Source organism: Ornithinibacillus gellani, assembly GCF_003730295.1.
In the GTDB taxonomy this organism is placed as follows: domain Bacteria; phylum Bacillota; class Bacilli; order Bacillales; family Amphibacillaceae; genus Ornithinibacillus_A; species Ornithinibacillus_A gellani.
Genome location: NZ_QTSZ01000017.1, coordinates 193,028 through 213,037 on the forward strand (window position 1 = coordinate 193,028; position 20,010 = coordinate 213,037).

Sequence of the window (20,010 nt, forward strand, 5' to 3'; positions counted from 1 at the left end):
CCCCAGCTCGCTATCCAGTCCACCTGCTTTTATACTGTCTCCATCCATGCATGTTAACTTATTGATTATATAAACCAAGCGTGTTCACTGCCATGCAATTAAGCTTACATGCCAGCTATTTGCGCACTTATCGTATCATGAATTATATGTAATAATTCCATGCCCGTCAAGCACTAGGATTTGGTTTCCACCAATTCTAGATCCTCACCCATTTCTGTGTCAAAGAGATCTTCCCAATCATCTGTATCAATCATATCCAATTGTGCTTCAACCAACATTTTCAAGCGGGTTCGGAAAACCTTTGCCTGTTTTTTTAATTCTTCTACTTCAATGGAAATACGTCGTGATTTACTTAATGCTTCGTTAATAATCCGATCCGCATTCTTTTCTGCTTCTTTAATAATCAGTTTAGATTCCTTAGCAGCATTTCCTTTCAGCTCTTCCGCTGTTTCTTGTGCTACTAAAATGGATTTATTCAAAGTTTCTTCTATATTTGTAAAATGACTTAGTCTTTCATTTAATTGCGATGCCTTTTCGTCTAATGCTTTCTTCTCGCGGATGACCATTTCATAATCTTTCACAACCTGATCTAAAAAATCATTTACTTCATCTTCATTGTAGCCACGTAAGCTTCTTGTAAATACCTTATTATGAATATCCAATGGTGTTAATGGCACTGCGGCCACCTCCTGAAATATATTTTTAGCAATTTATGAATTCGGTATTACGTTACTATTCGACATGAATATAATAATTCCTGCATAACCTGCCAATTATTTTAAAATTGCAGTGGTGATTCGAATTTTGTCTTTTTTTGTTTGACCTGCTATTTCGACGAGTCTACTCCTTCCCTTTTTTCGTAGGGAGAGTAAATCATCTTCCTGCAAAATAAATTTAGTATCTTCTACGACACGATAATTTACCTTAACTAATCCTTTAGCAATATACTCCCCAGCCGCTTTCCGGGGAATACGATAGATTTCCTTTATTACGTTATCGAGTCGAAGCGAGGATACGGTATGATGATGATATATCCATTCCTGCTCTTTCTCCATAAAAACATCGATTGGCTTTTCTGACAAACGAATGGTAGCTTGCTTTATTGAAGTTAAATTAGTCTGTACATAGGCAGAAATTTCTTTTGCCAGCAGAATTTGCAGCATACCATTTTCGACATAAATATCACCCAATTTCCCACGGGTTATACCAAGAGACATAAATGCCCCTAATACATCCCGATGACTCAAGGTAATAAATTTCTCTGGGTAAGCTGCCTCCAGCAAGGTCAATTGATAGCTTTCTGGAGTAATTTCCTCATAAAACGGTGCTAGCACAGCTCGTTTCCGCTCCGAATACTGTCCACCGCCAAATAATTGGATCTGTACATCTTCATTCGTTGTCCCGATAAGTGATTCAACAATCTGTTGCTCTCTTGGGTCTAAAAAATCAGTTAGCTTCGTTTGATAGGAACGCTCGACATCTTCTTTCCAAGATAATACTTGGTCAATGAATGGATGCTCTTCTTTACGGAAATGTTGGTATAAATCCATGAATACCGAGCTCCTACAATACCCGATAAAGCATACTGAACAATGCTGACAACCCAGATGTACGCGCGAAATACAAAACAAATATCGCGACGATTGGTGAAATATCAATCATGCCAAGCGGCGGAATTATCTTTCGAAATGGTTCCAAAAATGGTTCACATATTTTCGCTAAAATCATTCCAAATTGCGATTCTCTCGCACCAGGAAACCAAGACATAAATATATAAATAATTAACGCATAACTATAGATTTCAAGTGCATAAAATAAAATTACGTATATTTGTCCTAACACGCCCTACCATCCTTTATCAAATTCATCCCCACTGTCCATGATATCTGTAATACTTCCAGAGACATCCACATTATCTGGGGTACATAAAAATGTTTCGGAGCCTAATTTCTGAATATCTCCGTTAACGGCATATACAGTACCGCTTAAAAAATCAACCATTCTCATTGCTTGCTGATGGTCGACACGCTGTAAGTTAATAATTACGGCACGACGGTTAACAATATGATCGGCAATTTCCTGTGCTTCATCGTAGGAACGCGGCTCACATAGGACGACTTTTGGTGTAGACTGCTGCACACTTGTTAAGCTAACAACATTCCGCTTCTTTTTTCCAGTGTCTTCCTCTGGTTCTGCGTACGTAGCCTCTTGTTCTACATATTCATATTCATCATCGTCAGCAAAATAATCCTTCAGCTTGCTGAAAAAACCCATGATTACACCTCACTGTTTAGGCACCGACAAGCTGTGTACCTATTCGGATATGTGTTGCACCTTCTTCAATTGCAATTTCAAAATCATTGCTCATGCCCATTGACAAACCTTCACATGGCGCATGGGGAAGCTTTCTACGCTTCACATCATCGCGTAGTGCTCGAAGCTGGCGAAAAACACGTCGAAGTTCGTCTTCATCATCCACATGTGGTGCCATTGTCATCAAACCAACAATTCGAACCTTTGGATAGGCCTCTAGTTGCTCAATAAAATCTGCCGTTTCCTCTGGTTGAAGGCCATGCTTGGATGCTTCTCCACTCACATTTACTTGAACAAAACAATCTACGACATCATCTGCACGCTTTTCAATTTCCTTGGCAATCGACTTACGATCCAATGAATGAATTGCCGTTACCTCATGAATAATATCCTTTACTTTTCGAGATTGCAGCGTTCCAATAAAATGCCACTTAGCATGATTGCCTATTGCCTCGTACTTATTAAAAAATCCTTCTGTACGATTTTCGCCAAGATTGTCAATTCCTGCTTCCAATGCTTCATTTGTTCTCTCTATTGTAACATATTTTGTCACCGCAATTATTGTAATTTCATCCGGATTACGATTGCTTCTATCGCAAGCAGCAACAATTCTCTCCTGAATGGCGGCTAAATTTTCTGCTACCGTCATTATTACCATTTCTCCTTCAGTATATAATGCTTATATATAACCAATAAATCCTAGCATTCTTCCCGTTTGCCCCTGATCACGTCGATGCGAAAAAAATAAGTCATGATCTGCAAAAGTACAAAAGCTAGTAATATCTATATTATGACGAAGTACCCCTGTTTGTAAAAGATTTTCAACATTAAGCGCCTTTAAATCCAATAAATATTGATTTTCACCCATTTTTTCTGTCGTTTTTTGCTTTTCCGATTCAGACAGATGGGAAATGACATGATTATCTACACGGTAGTGCGGCTTTGTGATACAGGGACCAATCGCAACCTTTATGGTTGAAGGATCTACCCCTTTTTCCTGCAGGGTAGCTACCATTTCTCCAGCGATATTCCCAACTGTTCCTTTCCAGCCTGCGTGGGCAATCCCAATATATCCAGTAGGTGGATCAAAAAAGAAAATAGGTGTACAATCTGCATAAAAAGCGGTACATAAAATGCCTGTCTGATTCGTCATCAAACCATCTGTATCTTTAAGTGTCGTTTCTACAGTAGTAGCCCCTTTTCCTTTATCTTCATCACCGACCACTTTAACCCGCACCCCATGTGTTTGTTCACCGGCAACCCAGGTATCTAATGCTAGTCCAAGTGAATTTGCTAATTTTCTACGATTTTGAAGGACATGTTCCTGATGATCTGCAACATGTAATCCCATGTTCATGCTGGTGAATACTCCCTGACTATAACCGGCACGACGTGTGGTAAAACCAACCCGTAATCTAGGTTGCAGCTGTTGCCATGATGTTAGTTGTAAAAAAGATGCATCTTTTTGTTCAAATATGTCACCCATGTTTCACCCGTCCTTTATTTAACGTATCTTCTCATCATTTTATCACATTTTATCAATTAATATCGATTTGATTCCTGAATGTATAGTTGGGGACCGTCTGGTTCTTCAACTAGGATAACATCAGCTCCAATCGTAACAATTTGATTCCAATAAATCAGAAGTTCTTCCGCTTTTCCAAAGAATGACCCCTTCGCTTCTCGCATTTGCAAAATAATTGCTAGAATTCGTCCTTGTTCAGGATCAATTTCCAAATCAATAATATGCCCCAGCCTTCTTCCATCGTTAATGACAATCACTTCTTTTATTTGCAGCTCCGATAATCTGACCATTTTGTCGCCCCCTTTTCCAATGTATATGCTAAGCTTGAAGAAATTTTAACTAGGAGTCCATTTTAGTCACTCCAACCATACAAGACTTGCACATATGAAAATGGCAAAAGGGTGAGACTATGTAAAAGCTCTTCCGTTGAAGGGAAAGCTAGACCCTCGAATTCTATATTTTCCATGAGAAAAACCCCTTCGAAAATAATTCAAAAGGGGTTTTTCCTACAAGTACTTCATAACGTTATTCAAACATATCTTTATTTAATTGTGTTATTGCTGACTTTTCCAGCCGTGAAACCTGAGCTTGAGAAATGCCTATTTCATCTGCTACCTCCATTTGTGTTTTCCCTTGGAAAAATCGCTTATTTAATATGAGCTTTTCTCGTTCATTAAGTTGGAGCATACCTTCTTTAATGGATAAATGATCTACCCAGGATTCATCCTTGTCCTTATCATCACTTATTTGATCCATAACATAAATTGGATCCCCACCATCATTGTAAATTGGCTCAAATAAAGAAACTGGATCCTGAATGGCATCCATGGCAAATACAATGTCTGAATGCGGAATTCCCATTTCTTCTGCAATTTCAGTTGCAGTCGGCTCGCGTGAGGTTTTACTGATTAGTTTTTCTCTCACTTGTAATGCTTTATAAGCAATATCCCTAAGCGATCGCGATACACGAATCGGATTATTGTCGCGCAAGTACCTGCGAATCTCACCAATAATCATGGGGACTGCGTATGTAGAGAAACGAACGTTATGACTTAAATCGAAGTTATCAATCGATTTCATTAAGCCAATACAACCGACCTGAAATAAATCATCGACATATTCACCACGGTTGTTGAAACGTTGGATGACACTTAATACGAGTCGCAGATTCCCATTAATGAGTTCCTCACGAGCCGACAATTCCCCTCCTTGCATTTTTACAAATAACTTTCGCATTTCGTCATTCTTCAGCACTGGAAGCTTTGCTGTATCCACTCCACATATTACGACCTTATGTCTTGTCATTCTGTACCCTCCCGGTTGGAGATGCTGTTCATGGACAGTATCTCCGCACAAAAGGGAAATTATGCAGGGAATAATAGACATCATTCACGAATAAATGGAGGGATTAAGTATAACTAAAGGGCTACACCATTTTATTAAATTCTTTTTTCAATCGACGAATAATCTTCTTCTCCAAGCGGGAAATATAGGATTGAGAAATGCCAAGTAAATCAGCGACATCCTTCTGGGTTTTCTCCTCCTTGCCGACAAGGCCAAAGCGCAACTCCATAATTTGCTGCTCCCGATCATTTAATTGGGATAGTGCTTTTTTTAATAAATGCTTATCGACTTTCGTTTCTAAATCCCTCGTAATAATATCCTCATCTGTTCCGAGCACATCTGAAAGTAATAATTCATTCCCATCCCAGTCAATGTTTAATGGTTCATCAAAAGATATTTCGGATTTTAATTTATTATTGCGACGTAAAAACATGAGAATTTCATTTTCGATACAACGGGACGCATAGGTGGCAAGTTTTATCTTTTTTTCCGGATTGAAAGTATTGACTGCCTTAATAAGCCCAATTGTACCAATACTAATTAAATCCTCAATATTGATACCCGTATTTTCAAATTTACGAGCAATGTATACGACAAGACGTAAATTCCTTTCAATAAGCATCGCACGTGCAGCCTTATCACCCTTTGGAAGCAGAATAAGTAGCTCTCTTTCCTCCTCTTTGGATAGAGGTGGCGGCAGTGCCTCCCTGCCCCCGATATAATAAATTTCATCAGACTTCATTCCAAGTTTAATTAACAAGCGATAAAAGAATAATTTTGATTTAAGCTTCAACTGAATCAACTTGCCTACCTCCTAATCTATTATGCTGGGTGTACAGCTTCCAATTGAATGATTTGTGGGTGTAGCAAGCACTGATACGCGTAATCCTTTACCAAATGCTGAAACTGAATGCCAATGAGCACACGGTTGGTTTCGATGTTTCCAGAGTGATAGTTTATAACAATCTGATCTGGTCTCAGTGCCAAAAGAAAACCATTTTTACCTGCTACCCCATAATAAGGAATGAGCTGTATGATAGATTCCCACCCATTCGGAATTTGATCCATTTCCAAATGTTCATATGCCCGCTCCATTTGCAGCCATTCTTCATCTGTAAACCATTGTGACAAAAAGCCAGCATCACAAATCACGACTGGCTTTTTACTGATTGGATCTACTAACTGATTCCCACTATCTAAAAAACCAGCAGTTGAAAACGTGATATCCTTCATCGTGATAGATACTGGATAAAGCTGATCATATCGCAATTTTTCAACAGCGTGCCTGTCCATGCGTTGCTTTGTGAAGTACCAAATAATCGGAAAGCCGATGATTACAAAGCTCCAGCTTATCGGATCACCAAATCCACCCTGATACGTTAAAAAACCTAAATTGGATAACGCAAATGGACGCTGAAGCATAAAGTGCGCCGCAAATAATCCACCTCCTACTGAAAATGATACGAAGTAAAACAATAGTACCAATTTCATCAAACGTGTGAGGGAACGATAACCAAAGCTGCATATAATGATGAAAAAGGCATAGCATATCTTACCAATTGGACTTACCAATACAGCGTCTGGGAAAAAAATCGTAATAGGCACGAGCAATGATGCAACCAACGCTCCGAAAGCCAGTCTGATTTTTGGAACACGCTGCTTCGCGAGTATTTGAACGAGCATCAACAGCATCATATCCAGAATAAAATTTAATAGCCAGACCGCATCCAGATAGATTTCCATTCTGCTCCCTCTCTTCCGGTCCAAACGAAATTTCACATGCCAATTCCATGCTAGCAGCCTATTCTGGTTGTTCTATCGCACGCTCAAACGGACATTATGTAGAGTATAGCTCATCCTAAAAGCAAAGTCTGTCACTTCTTGTATGCATAAACAGACTAATTTCAACTAGTTATCAGTTATTCTGTCGGAAGAATTAAACCAGGATAGACAAACTTTTTTTACTATTATTTTTTCAAAAGCTGTATCCCTTCCTCGGTTAAATTCACATATACTAAAAAATTTTGAAACCAAAGCCTGGAAAAACACAAAAAGGAGTTTCGGTAAAAGAATTTTACTGAAACTCCTTTTATTGGATTGGTCTCAACCACCATGTTTTTCACTTTTCTCTATCGTTTTCGGACACAGCTGGTCCTGTAGCAGTCTTCCACCTTATGAAATGTAGACATACAAAAAAGTACGCTCTGGTGAAAGAAAGGTATCTACTCCATAACCCACCGAAGTGCGCCTTATGAAAATAAACTAATATTGAATTTATGAACACATGCTGCAAGTTCAAAATAAAAAATGGTCATGTTTATCTTTTCGTGATAAACATGACCATTTTTTCATGATGAGAGACTCATTATGTCCCAGCACCTATGTCATTCGTGATTAACGAATATGTCTTCTGTTTCGATTTCTTAGGAAGGTTGGGATATCTAATGCGTCATCCTCTTCCTGACTAGGCATGTCCTGTGGAGCATCTCTTGGCGGCTCTTCCATTGGTCTGGATGGCTGCTGATGATGTTTCATGACAGGCCTTGATTTCGGTATTGCTTCCGCACGCTTTGTTTCGTCGAAGCCAGTTGCAATCACCGTGACAATAATTTCATCTTTCAAATTCTCGTTAATAACAGAACCAAAGATAACATTCACTTCGTCATCTGCTGCAGAAGTAACTAAATCAGCTGCTTCCTGAACCTCAAATAAGCTCAGGTTGGCTCCACCGGTAATATTCATAAGAATTCCATGTGCACCATCGATTGAAGTCTCCAATAATGGTGAGGAAATAGCTTTTTTAGCCGCTTCCGTTGCACGGTTTTCACCAGTTGCAACACCAATTCCCATGAGTGCAGAACCTTTATCAAACATAATTGTTTTGACGTCAGCAAAGTCCACGTTAATTAATCCTGGCTTAGCAATTAAGTCAGAAATACCTTGAACACCTTGACGCAGTACATTATCTGCCTCTCTAAATGCTTCTAGCATTGGCGTATTTTTATCAACAATTTCCAATAAGCGATCATTCGGAATGACAATAAGTGTATCGACATTGTTCTTCAATGACTCGATACCGGAAACGGCTTGGGTAGAGCGTCTTCTTCCTTCGAACGAAAATGGTCTTGTTACAACACCTACTGTTAATGCACCTAGTTCTTTCGCTATTTGTGCAATGACAGGTGCTGCTCCAGTACCTGTACCGCCACCCATTCCGGCGGTTACAAAGATCATATCTGCCCCTTCCAGCACTTCCTCAATCTGTTCCTTACTTTCTTCAGCAGCCTTTTTTCCTACTTCAGGATTAGCACCTGCGCCCAATCCACGAGTTAATTTACCGCCAATTTGCAGCTTTATTTCCGCTTTTGATAGATTCAACGCCTGTGCATCCGTGTTTACTGCAATAAATTCAACACCTTCTACCCCATGCTCTATCATTCGGTTCACAGCGTTATTACCGCCGCCACCTACACCAATTACTTTTATTGTTGCCAGTTGGTCTATATTTGTATCAAACTCTAACATTTTCCGTTCCTCCTCATATGCAAAGTAACAAGAGTTTTAAATCAAACTGTATCTTTAGAATCGACTATTGAAATTCAACTCGAATTCTAGGAACGTCTAGTCAAAAAAGTATTTGAAAATATTTGCAAAGCCAGATTCTTTTTTCTTTGTTTCCTTTGATTCGTTTGATTTTGATTGCTGTTTTTTAATTCTTTTTGGTCTGACATCGTTTGGTTCCCCAATAACAGATGGAAATAAATCTTTTCCTTGTATTTTCGCATTATGATAGGCAAATTGCAAGATTCCAACACCTGCAGTAAACTGTGGTTCCCTTACGCCTATGTAATCTGGAATAGCAATTCGTACATTTGCACGGAATAGATCCTCTCCAAGCTCTAACACACCGGGCATCTTCACTGTTCCACCTGTCAGCACATAACCGCCAGGAAGATCACGATAACCCATTTTTCTTATTTCACGTTCCGCATAAGCAAACATTTCTTCCATTCTAGCTTCAATCATATCTGCTACTTGCAGTTGATTATAGGACTGTTTTGTATTGCTTCCAATGATGGTTGCTTCAAAAATCTCATCTTCTCTTGCCTCATCGTAAAAGGCATGTCCATAATTGACTTTAATATCCTCTGCTTCGCTCGTTGTTGTCCGAAGACCTATAGATATGTCCTTCGTAATATTATCTCCACCAAGTGGTACAACGCTTGTTGCAGCAAGATGATCATTTTCAAAAATAGATACAGTTGTGCACCCGCCGCCAATATCAATTAACGCAACACCAAGGGTTCTCTCATCCTTGGACAATGCGACAGATCCAGATGCTAGTGGCTGCAAGCAAATATCTGACACTTTCAAACCAGCACGTTCTACACACTTTAATATGTTATGTAAAACGGTTTTGGCACAGGTAATGATGGTTCCTTCCATCTCCAAGCGTACGCCAATCATACCCCTTGGATCAGTAATTTCATCAAGCCCGTCCACTATAAATTGTTTCGGGATTACGTCAATGATCTCGCGCTCAGGCGGTATGGATATCACCTGTGCACCATCAATCACCCTTGTGACATCCTCGTCACTTATTTCACGATTTTCACTTTGTACAGCAACCACACCGTGACATGGCTGCAGTTGAATATGATTTCCATTAATACCTACAACAACACTATCAATCTGCATACCCACCATACGTTCTGCTTGTTCAATCGCAGAACGAATCGATTGAACTGTTTGGTCGATATCTACAATAGCACCTTTTCGCATGCCATTAGACTTCGCAGATCCTACACCGATTATATTTAATGAGTCGTTTAAAACCTCTCCAACTATTACTTTGATTTGTGCTGTACCTATATCTAGACTTACCAGTACTTCACTGTTGCTCAACGAAAGGCACCTCCAATTCAAATGCATCCTAAAAAGTAAATCTCTTTTAGATGTTTTCATTCCATATTAATCACTTTTATTGACATACTATAATCTATTATATTATATGAGTTTGTCAAAAAAAGAAATATATATTAACTAATTCCATAAAAAACTATTTAATCCTTCCATTTCCTTGATTTTCATAAAATTCCCATCCAATTCCATGAATATTTCGTTCCACTAAACTATTCGAAAGAAACCGGTGAATTATGTCTTGCTGGAAGAATTTTTTACTCCTCTTCCGCATCCTCTTCTTTCGGAGGTTGCACGTCATTAAAATCCTCAAAATATGCGCCAACACCGATGTGGACAATTCCCTTGCTTCCTGGTTCCAGCTGGGCGGCAATCGAAGGATAGATCTTCATTTTTTCTGCAAAATCTCGGACGGTACTAGAAACAATTAAACCATCATTCATATACAATTTAATTTTATTTTTATTTTTCTCCTCAGGAGCCCAATATACCTCGGAGATCATATTAAGAATTCCTTTTGGTAATTTACTTAATTCCTCTGTCATACGATTTAAATAGGCTTCTTCTGTAAAATCTAAAATTAATGGCGCATCTCCACTAATCGTTTTTCCCGCATGATTGGTCAGGACTGTTCCATTTTCGATAATTGGATAATAACGATCCTTTTCCCGAATATAGCCGACACGCTTATATTCCGCTATGGAGATTTCTACTGTCCAAGGGAGCTTCCGTTTTACTTTAACGGATTCAACGACGGGCTTCTTTTGGAACGCTTCTTCTATTTCTCCCGTGCTAATTGTCCAGATATTTGTCTTGGTAGACAATCCGCTGATCTCCAATGCCTCATCATCTGTTAGAAACACATTGCCGTTTAATGAAATGGTTTTGATATGGCTAAGTGGTGATTGAAGATAGACAATAATAGCCAATAAGAAGAAAAAAATAGAAAGGTAGAATATGAGACGACGATTCGCCTTCTTTTTTCGAGCTTGTTTCAATTTTGGGATGCGATCCTCGATTGAAACAACATTTTTTTTGTTCATCTCTTTCTTCCTTTTTTATGTATAGTCTATTGTTACCATATAAAACAACACCAAAAATGTTACTTACATGAATTATACCATAATATACCCCCTATTATCACCATACAATCCATAGATTCCCCACTATTTTTATATACAAACATGCACCGCAGTCAAAAATGAGCTGCGGTGCAAGAAAAAACTATAATTTTGTATATTTACTAATGTTTAACAGCATGCCAACGGAGCATAGGGTTAAGGTTAAGGAGGAGCCACCATAACTTAAAAATGGTAAGGTGATTCCAGTAACTGGAATCAAGCCAATGACGACACTTATATTAATCATTGTTTGAATAGATAGCATACCAACAATTCCCAATGCCAGATACCTACCAAATGGATCAGCTGTCTCCAGGGATATTTTCATACCCCTCCAGAATAAAATGAAAAATAATCCAATGACCACAGTGCCTCCAATAAATCCGAGTTCCTCTCCGATGATGGCAAAAATAAAATCAGTCTGTGGCTCAGGTAAGTAAAAATATTTCTGTAAACTGTTACCTAACCCCATTCCCATTAATCCACCCGGACCAATTGCATATAAGGACTGGATAATCTGAAAGCCATCTCCAAGTGGATCTTCCCAAGGATTCAAAAAAGACGTAATCCGATTAATACGGTAAGGTGCGGAAATGATTAATAAAACAAAACCGATAACGCCAAGCATCATCAAGCCAACGAAATGTGATATGCGTGCACCAGCTGCAAATAAAATGACCATGCATGTTAACACAAGTACGACACCTGTACCTAGGTCAGGCTGAAGCATAATCAAACCGAAAGCTAAAAAAACAATGAGCAACGGTGGTAAAAAACCTTTCTTAAAAGATTGAATATATTTCTGGTTGACAGATAAATACATGGACAAAAAGATAATTAAACCAAGCTTCATAAATTCGGAGGGTTGAATACTAAATGCCCCTACTCCTATCCAGCTCCGCGCTCCGCCACGAACCATTCCAATGCCAGGTATTAACACAAGTAACAACAATACAAAACATCCGATTGCGATGATGCCCGCATATTTACGGAGCATCGTATAGGGTACTGCCATCAAAAACAACATTGCTGCCACACCAGCACCAGCAAATAAAAGCTGCCGTTTCACAAAGTAAAAGCTGTCACCATATTTGTATTCAGCCCATACATAGGACGAACTGTAAACCATGACGATTCCGATACCAAGTAATAATAAGATGACAAAAAGCAATGTATAATCCGGTTTATTCATTTCTTTTTTTTGTTTAGAAAGCAAAAAAAACACCCCTTTTTCTCAAGCTTAGGGGCGTCTATTGTGTCACATGACTGTACTATATTTGATTAGGTGGACGATTGCCAAGCCCCTACTTTAATTTATGCACGGCTTGGACAAACATGTCACCTCTTTCTTCAAAAGTTCTATACTGATCCCAGCTCGCACAAGCTGGTGACAGTAGAATAATATCTTTATCTGCAGATAGCTCATACGCCTTTTGCACTGCCTCTTCCATTGAATCTACTTGAGCAACTGTAGAAATTCCTGCCAGATTTGCAGTTTCCATTAGCTTTTCAGCAGTTTCTCCGAAGGTCACCATTGCCTTTACATGTGTGAGAGAAGGCATTAAAGCTTCGAAACCGTTGCCTCGATCAAGACCTCCTGCAAGCAAGATTGTTGGCCTCTCGAATGCAGCCAACGCTTTCTCCGTCGCCAATATATTCGTTGCTTTCGAGTCATTGTAGAATTGTCGTCCATTTATTTCTTCAATAAATTGCAGACGATGTGGGACACCAGAGAATGTCTTTAGTACCTCGCGAATTCCTTCATTGGATGCTCCACTTAGCTTAGCTGCACTAACTGCTGCTAAGATGTTTTCAACATTATGCTCGCCAACAAGAACAATTTCATTGCGATCCATTATTTTTTCGTTCATAAAATAAATACTATTATCATCAGCCCATGCACCGTTTTCCAATCGTGTTTTGGTTGAAAATGGCGCTTTAATGGAAGGTGCCTCTTTAACTGCCTCAGAAACAACAGGATCATCATCATTGTAAATTAATATATCTTCAGCGGTTTGGTTTTTGAAGATGTTGCACTTTGCCTGCCGATAATTTTCCAATGTTTTATGATAATCCAAATGGGCTTGATATATATTTAATAGTACGGCTATATTAGGACGAAACTGTTGGATTCCCATTAATTGAAAGGATGATAGCTCAAGTACCATCTGCATATCCGGCTCGATTGTACGCGCCACATCCGTCGCTACGGTACCAATGTTACCAGCAATTTTCACTGGTACACCACTCTTCATGAGCATGTGACCACATAAAGCCGTTGTCGTTGTTTTACCATTTGAACCCGTAATACCAATAATAGAACCTGCTGTAAGCTTACCAGCCAATTCAATCTCGGTAATAATTGGAATATTTCTTTTTTCCGCTTCCACTAATACTGGGTTGTCATATGGAATACCAGGATTTTTAACAATGATGTCGATATCCTCCAGCACAGACAGCGGATGACTCCCAACAACGACCTCTGCACCGAGCAAACGCAATTCCGAAACAACCAAATCGTTTTCTGAGCCTTTCCCATCGTTTACACGTACCGTTAAGCCAGATTCTAGAAATAACTTTGCAGCAGCCGTGCCACTTTTAGCTAATCCCAAAACAAGTGGTCGCTCGTAAGCAAAATCTTTTAATGTATTCATGATAACCACACCTCGATGTAAATACCTAATGCTGCAAATAATAAACCAATTAACCAAAAGGTTGTGACGACGCGCCATTCAGACCATCCCACTAACTCGTAATGATGGTGTAATGGGCTCATTTTGAACACTCTTTTTCCTGTTGTTTTAAAGGAAATAACTTGAATAATAACAGACAATGTTTCAATTACAAAAATACCGCCAATGATGACAAGAAGTATTTCCATTTTAGCTAAAATAGCAATAGCCGCGATGGCTGCACCAAGCGCCAAAGAACCGGTATCTCCCATAAACACCTTTGCCGGATGAGCGTTGAAAACCAGGAAACCGAGTAAGGCACCAACAACCGCTAGTGAGAATACTGCAATTTCACCATTTGGCAGCAAGTACCACGTCAAGATACCGAATGCTCCAAACGCAATTGCTGCTGTACCTGCAAGCAAGCCATCCAAACCATCTGTTAGGTTGACAGCATTAGATGCCCCAACCAGCATGAAGATAATTAAGATTGCATAACCCCAGCCTAGCTCGAATTGAACGGATGTACCTGGGATTTGAATGTAGGTTGGAAAATCCTGACTACGTAAAATAAAGTAAAAGATAAAAGCAATGATTAGCTGTCCAACCATTTTTTGCTTCGATGTTAAACCTAGGTTACGTTTTAATACCACTTTAATAAAGTCATCCAGAAATCCAATTAAGCCATATCCAACAAGAACAAAAACGAGCAGCCATGTTTCGTAACCAATGGAACCATTACCTAGTTTGGAGCCCATGATCAGTGTTGTAATAATGATACTGGCAACAATCATGACCCCACCCATTGTCGGCGTACCTGTTTTCTTCATATGTGATTTTGGACCTTCTTCACGAATACTTTGTCCAAATTTCAGCCGCCGTAAAAATGGAATCATGATTGGCGATAATAGAACTGTTATTAAAAATGCAATCGCTAATGTAATTAATAGAACCGTAATATTCACTGATTATATCCTCCTTCAGCTGATGCCGTTACGTTAAAACCCTTTCTTCCCAAATCATAATCCTAGCAGAAAAACAAACATCCGTACAGCTTGTTTTATCATCGGCTATATCATGACATAGGTCCAATTGTTTTGGTAACGGCAATTGATTCAGCCTATTGAACTGCCTGAACCAATGTTTCAAACGCCATACCCCTTGATGCTTTGAACAGAATTAATGTATCAGCGCCTGCACAATCATTCAATTGTTGAATCAATGCATCCTTTGATGTGAAATGCTGGATATCCAGCTTTGGATGTTCCAATGCTGCCTGTTTACTAATCGCAACCGCAGCCTGTCCATACGTATATACAGCAGTAATTGGTGCTTCAATCACTTCTGCTACACGTTGATGTAGTACTTCTGAATATGTGCCAAGTTCAAATATATCTCCCAACACCAGTACTTTTTTATCATATCCAGCCATCTGTTTTACAATGTCAATGGCGGCCTTCATTGAAGTAGGTGAAGCATTATAGGCATCATTAATCATGGTAGCACCATTCTTCGCTTTACTTATTTCAAAACGCATCGAAGTAAGCTGCAAATTGTCCAATGCAGCTTTTATCGCCTGCTGGCCGATATTCAATTGTTCAGCTAAGGCAATCGCATAGCTGGTGTTCTTGGCATGATGTCGTCCTAGTAATGGAATCGTATATGTATGTCCATTAGAAAGGTCAAAAGTAGTTTGGTTACCAGTTAGTTCTGTTTGTTGAATCATATAATCATTTGATTGCGAAAATCCAACTGCAATGGTATGGCCAACAGCACGTGCTTCCTTCAATAATGCTTCATCACCATCAAAAATAAGAATTCCTTCTTCATTCATCCCTTTACGAATTTCTAATTTGGCTTGTAAAATCCCTTCTCTTGAGCCCAAAAATTCAATATGCGACTCTCCAATGTTAGTAATAATGGCATAATCTGGTTCTGCAATTCGACTTAATAATTCAATCTCGCCAAAATTACTCATCCCCATTTCCAATACGAGCATTTCAGTATCGCGTGCCATAGATAAAATCGTAAGTGGCATTCCAATATGATTATTTAAATTTCCGACCGTAGCATGGGTTCGATAGGATGAACGTAAAACAGCTGACACAATATCCTTCGTTGATGTCTTGCCATTTGAGCCCGTTATGCCAATAACAGTAGGTTTTATTTGCTTACGATATGCCTTTGCTAATTGTTGTAAGGCAATGGTTGTATCGTCGACAAAAAAAACAGGAAAATCGGACGGCAAGGAGTCGGGAAGTATTTTATCTTTTTCCCATAGCACTGCTGCCGCCCCATTTTGATAAGCCTGCTCTATAAATTGATGTCCATCAAATCTTTCTCCAACAATCGGAATAAAGAGGGTGTTTTTTCTTTGTTTTCTGCTGTCTGTGATTACTTCATCGATATATTGTTTTGGTTGATTTAATCCTTGGCAATCCGGGAAAATACCCGCCAGCCACTCTATAGTAAATAACATTAACAATTCTCCTTTATTTCTATTGCTTCTCGTGCAATTACCCGATCATCAAAGGGGTACTTTTCCCCTTTGATTTCTTGATAATCTTCATGCCCTTTTCCGGCAATTAGTACAATATCTTCTGATGCTGCAAGCTGTATTGCTTTATGTATGGCAGCTTTTCGATCTACAATGACTTGGTAATGATCTACAGCTTGATCCAATTCCACAGTCATATCTTGAATGATTGCCATTGGGTTTTCATTGCGAGGATTATCCGATGTAAATATTGCAGTATCCGCATAGTCAACTGCAACCTTTGCCATAACTGAACGTTTTGTTCGATCACGATCACCACCACAGCCAACGACAACTAAAATCCTTTGTTTTGCAAATTCCTGAATCGTCGTTAGTACATGACGTAGCGAATCTGGAGTATGGGCATAATCGACCAATACGGAGAATGGTTGCCCAATGGCTACCTGCTCCATCCTACCATCGACTCCGTGGATAGATTCCAATCCCCTTTTAATAATAGTTAGCGATACGCCAGATGCTAGTGCAGCAGCCGCTGCAGCAAGCATATTATATATATTGAATTTGCCTACCAGGTTACTGGAAATAGTTGTTGTTCCGACGGGGGTAGCTAACGTAAATACGGCCCCTCCAGCTGTTAATTTCCAATTCAACGCCCGAACCTGTGCTGCTTCACTACAGCCATAAGTCATAATATGTTGCCCTGTCTGCTGTATGAGCGTCTTTGCAGCAGGATCATCCATATTGATAATAGCGAATTTAGGCTTTTCACCATATGCGTTTCCTAATTGCGAAAATAATAATGCCTTCGCTTCCAAATAAGCGTCCATGTCAGTGTGATAATCCAAATGATCCTGCGTCAAGTTAGTAAATACTGCAATATCAAACTGGCAACCATATGTCCTTCCTTCTGCAAGTGCATGCGAGGAAACCTCCATCATCGCCTGCTCTATACCTGCTTTATGCATCATTGAAAAAGCATGTTGCAGCACCAATGCATTTGGAGTCGTATTTTCTAAGGCATATGTCTTCTGTCCGATTTTCATTTGGATTGTACCGATAATGCCTGTTTGTTTATCGTTCTCTTTAAATATCGAATCCAACAAGTAACTGATGGTTGTTTTTCCATTTGTACCAGTAATTCCGATTAAAGGAATGGTAGCAGTTGGATTTCCATAAAATCCTGTTGCTAAAACAGCAAGTGCACGTTTCGTATCTGAAACCAATATTTGTGGTACAGGTACATCGACTGTTTTCTCCGCAATGATTAGCATGGCACCATTTTCTGCTGCTTTTCCTGCAAAATCATGGCCATCAACGGTATGTCCCTTGATACATAGGAAGACATCGCCAGGACGGACAAGTCGGTGATCGATTGCTAATGCGCGAACTTCTTTTTCCTTTATATCTACTGAACATTTCGTAAATGGTAACCACGCAAGCAGTTCCTCTAATCTCATAGCTCCAACATCCCATCTTTTCGTAGTTGGTAAAACATTCGAAAAGATTGTAAAAGTCAAAATAAAGCGTAAGTCATGACACCCTTTCTCATGCCTTTTACCCATTTCGAATGCTGCCTATATAATGTATGCAGCATTCGTACAAATGGGAACAGACAGGCTAGGTTTTGGGATGTTGTTTGCTTTTCATATTATATCAAATCCAAGACAAAATCACGATTATTTTTTGTCGGATAAATAGACCCTTACCGTTTCACCGGCTTCAAGCAGAGACCCTGCTGGAGGTGACTGATCAATAATATGTGTACCTTTACCGCTCGTTTCCACTGATAGATTTGTAAGTAATTCCGTAAGTTCATCTTTTTTCATCCCAATTAAATCCGGAACTTCCACTTTCGGTTCCTCGGGCCATAAATACTCCTTATCCAAACCATCTGTACGCAATGACACATCCATAGCCTGTAAGGAATCCTCAAGTATAGTCCCGACAATAGGCGCTGCAACTACTCCCCCAAATTGAACCGTCCCTTGTGGATTATCTACCGCTACCAGCACAACAATCTGTGGATCATCTGCAGGGGCAAAACCGATAAATGAAACAATGTGATTATTCGTCATATAACGTCCATCAGGCCCGACTTTTTGAGCAGTACCGGTTTTTCCACCGACCCGGTAACCGTCCACATATGCTGGGCGTCCAGTCCCTTTTGCCACAACACTTTCCAATGCCTCTCGAACTTGTTTGGAGGTTTCTCCAGAAATGACCCGTTTTTTCACCTTTGGTTCCTGATCAGATATCACTTTTCCAGTTTTCGGATCCAACCATTTATCAGCAATGAATGGTTCATATAAAAAACCACCATTCACTGCAGCGGAAACTGCCATAACCTGTTGAATCGGGGTTACGGAAACCCCCTGCCCGAAAGAAGTAGTTGCTAATTCAACCGGACCGATTTGTTCTGGCTTAAACAGAATTCCGTTCCCCTCTCCTTGCAAATCAATCCCGGTTTTGGTCCCAAAGCCGAAATTCCTTATATAAGAGAATAATTTTTCTGTGCCTAACTTTTGGCCAAGGTTAACAAAGCCGGGGTTACAAGAGTTTTGCACGACCTCCAAATAAGATTGTGAACCATGTCCGCCAGCCTTCCAGCATCTCAACTTCGCTCCACCAACTGCTATCGAACCGCGATCATGATAATGATCGTCTTCCAGGTCAACTAACTCTTCCTCCAGTGCAGCGGCCAAGGTAATAATTTTAAAGGTGGATCCTGGTTCAAATGTGCTCCAAATGGGTAAATTACGATTAAAAATTTCTTGATCAACTTCTTGATATTTTTCTGGATGAAAGGTCGGTCTGGAAGTCATTCCAAGGACAGCCCCGGTAGATGGGTCAACAGCAATCGCCATCGCACCATCCGGTTGATAAGTGGCCATCGCAATATCAAGCTCCCGCTCCATAATGGTTTGCACTTTTGAGTTAATGGTCGTCTTCAAATCCAGTCCGTCCAGAGGGGCAGTATAACTATCTGCAAAAAAGTCCAACCGCCCCCCCTTTGCATCAGAATAATAGGACAAACTACCTTTTTCTCCTTTTAATTTCTCCTCATGGTACAGCTCCAGCCCCATAAGGCCCTGATTATCAATACCTGTAAAACCAAGCACATGTGCCAGCCGATTACCAAAAGGATAATGACGTTTGGAATCCTTGGCCAAGTAAACACCCGCTAGCTTTAGCTGCCGAATGGCTTGTTCCTGTTCCTTGGAAATTTTAATGCCTTCTGGTCGTATCGAGGTACTCATCGCTGACTTCGTGATGGATTCCAAAACTTCTTCCGTCGGCGCCTGTAAGATCTCTGCTAATCGTTCCGCTGTCTGCTCTGGATTTTCTACCTGTCTTGGTACAACAACAACTGAAGGTGCAGTTACATTCTCCGCGAGCACCTCTCCCTCTGAATCCAAAATTAAACCACGTTCTGGTTGAAATACGATATCCCTGCTCCATGAAGCATCTGCTTTTTCTAGCAGCTTGTCTCCCGTAATAAATTGAACATACCCTAATCTTGCATCAATAATCACAAAAAATAGCAGCCCAAAAAGAAAAACAGCTACTAATCGTTTTCTTACCGTTACAGTTGATACGCGCTTCATATGACATCCCCTT

At 39.8% G+C, this 20,010-nt stretch carries 19 protein-coding genes and 1 other annotated feature (1 of these 20 running past the window's edge); all 19 genes read right to left on the reverse strand.

Features of this window, described 5'->3' with window-relative positions; translation table 11 throughout:
* Positions 1-56 (reverse strand) — a binding site (T-box leader) (it extends 161 nt beyond the left edge of the window).
* Between the two features lie 117 nt (positions 57-173).
* Positions 174-677 carry a DivIVA domain-containing protein gene (locus tag DX933_RS05060; RefSeq protein WP_123315393.1) on the reverse strand — a complete coding sequence of 168 codons (504 nt, stop codon included), beginning with the start codon at positions 675-677 and terminating at the stop codon, positions 174-176.
* Positions 678-773: 96 nt separating this feature from the next.
* Positions 774-1,550, reverse strand: a complete 777-nt coding sequence (locus DX933_RS05065; RefSeq protein WP_123315394.1) for a YlmH family RNA-binding protein — start codon at positions 1,548-1,550, stop codon at positions 774-776.
* Positions 1,551-1,563: 13 nt separating this feature from the next.
* Positions 1,564-1,842 (reverse strand): YggT family protein, encoded by a 279-nt coding sequence (locus tag DX933_RS05070; RefSeq protein WP_263363173.1) that lies wholly within the window; start codon positions 1,840-1,842, stop codon positions 1,564-1,566.
* Between the two features lie 3 nt (positions 1,843-1,845).
* Positions 1,846-2,274, reverse strand: a complete 429-nt coding sequence (locus DX933_RS05075; protein ID WP_123315395.1) for a cell division protein SepF — start codon at positions 2,272-2,274, stop codon at positions 1,846-1,848.
* Between the two features lie 16 nt (positions 2,275-2,290).
* Entirely contained in the window at positions 2,291-2,962 is a 672-nt protein-coding gene (locus DX933_RS05080; RefSeq protein WP_123315396.1) for a YggS family pyridoxal phosphate-dependent enzyme, read from the reverse strand.
* Between the two features lie 30 nt (positions 2,963-2,992).
* Positions 2,993-3,799, reverse strand: a complete 807-nt coding sequence (gene pgeF / locus DX933_RS05085; protein WP_123315397.1) for a peptidoglycan editing factor PgeF — start codon at positions 3,797-3,799, stop codon at positions 2,993-2,995.
* A 56-nt stretch (positions 3,800-3,855) separates the two neighbouring features.
* Positions 3,856-4,128: a YlmC/YmxH family sporulation protein gene (locus tag DX933_RS05090; RefSeq protein WP_123315398.1), complete on the reverse strand. Its 273-nt coding sequence runs from the start codon at positions 4,126-4,128 to the stop codon at positions 3,856-3,858.
* Between the two features lie 235 nt (positions 4,129-4,363).
* Positions 4,364-5,143 (reverse strand): RNA polymerase sporulation sigma factor SigG, encoded by a 780-nt coding sequence (gene sigG / locus DX933_RS05095; RefSeq protein WP_123315399.1) that lies wholly within the window; start codon positions 5,141-5,143, stop codon positions 4,364-4,366.
* A 121-nt stretch (positions 5,144-5,264) separates the two neighbouring features.
* The gene (gene sigE, locus DX933_RS05100) at positions 5,265-5,984 is read right to left on the reverse strand and encodes an RNA polymerase sporulation sigma factor SigE (RefSeq protein WP_123315400.1); all 720 of its coding nucleotides are present in this window, start codon (positions 5,982-5,984) and stop codon (positions 5,265-5,267) included.
* A 20-nt stretch (positions 5,985-6,004) separates the two neighbouring features.
* A complete protein-coding gene (spoIIGA, locus tag DX933_RS05105; protein ID WP_123315401.1) occupies positions 6,005-6,925 on the reverse strand; it encodes a sigma-E processing peptidase SpoIIGA in 921 nt (306 codons plus the stop codon).
* 651 nt (positions 6,926-7,576) lie between these two features.
* Positions 7,577-8,707 (reverse strand): cell division protein FtsZ, encoded by a 1,131-nt coding sequence (ftsZ, locus tag DX933_RS05110; protein ID WP_123315402.1) that lies wholly within the window; start codon positions 8,705-8,707, stop codon positions 7,577-7,579.
* A gap of 96 nt (positions 8,708-8,803) precedes the next feature.
* The gene (gene ftsA, locus DX933_RS05115; protein WP_123315403.1) at positions 8,804-10,087 is read right to left on the reverse strand and encodes a cell division protein FtsA; all 1,284 of its coding nucleotides are present in this window, start codon (positions 10,085-10,087) and stop codon (positions 8,804-8,806) included.
* 272 nt (positions 10,088-10,359) lie between these two features.
* Positions 10,360-11,145 carry a cell division protein FtsQ/DivIB gene (locus DX933_RS05120; protein ID WP_123315404.1) on the reverse strand — a complete coding sequence of 262 codons (786 nt, stop codon included), beginning with the start codon at positions 11,143-11,145 and terminating at the stop codon, positions 10,360-10,362.
* Positions 11,146-11,326: 181 nt separating this feature from the next.
* The gene (gene spoVE / locus DX933_RS05125) at positions 11,327-12,415 is read right to left on the reverse strand and encodes a stage V sporulation protein E (RefSeq protein WP_123315623.1); all 1,089 of its coding nucleotides are present in this window, start codon (positions 12,413-12,415) and stop codon (positions 11,327-11,329) included.
* 112 nt (positions 12,416-12,527) lie between these two features.
* Complete coding sequence (gene murD / locus DX933_RS05130; RefSeq protein WP_123315405.1) at positions 12,528-13,877, reverse strand: UDP-N-acetylmuramoyl-L-alanine--D-glutamate ligase; 1,350 nt, start codon at positions 13,875-13,877, stop codon at positions 12,528-12,530.
* Positions 13,874-14,860, reverse strand: a complete 987-nt coding sequence (mraY, locus tag DX933_RS05135) for a phospho-N-acetylmuramoyl-pentapeptide-transferase (protein ID WP_123315406.1) — start codon at positions 14,858-14,860, stop codon at positions 13,874-13,876. Before mraY ends, murD begins: the two co-directional genes overlap by 4 nt.
* Positions 14,861-15,015: 155 nt before the next feature.
* The gene (locus DX933_RS05140) at positions 15,016-16,374 is read right to left on the reverse strand and encodes a UDP-N-acetylmuramoyl-tripeptide--D-alanyl-D-alanine ligase (protein ID WP_123315407.1); all 1,359 of its coding nucleotides are present in this window, start codon (positions 16,372-16,374) and stop codon (positions 15,016-15,018) included.
* Positions 16,374-17,849 (reverse strand): UDP-N-acetylmuramoyl-L-alanyl-D-glutamate--2,6-diaminopimelate ligase, encoded by a 1,476-nt coding sequence (locus tag DX933_RS05145; protein WP_123315408.1) that lies wholly within the window; start codon positions 17,847-17,849, stop codon positions 16,374-16,376. Before DX933_RS05145 ends, DX933_RS05140 begins: the two co-directional genes overlap by 1 nt.
* Positions 17,850-18,068: 219 nt before the next feature.
* Positions 18,069-19,997: a stage V sporulation protein D gene (locus DX933_RS05150; RefSeq protein WP_123315409.1), complete on the reverse strand. Its 1,929-nt coding sequence runs from the start codon at positions 19,995-19,997 to the stop codon at positions 18,069-18,071.
* Positions 19,998-20,010 lie beyond the last annotated feature (13 nt).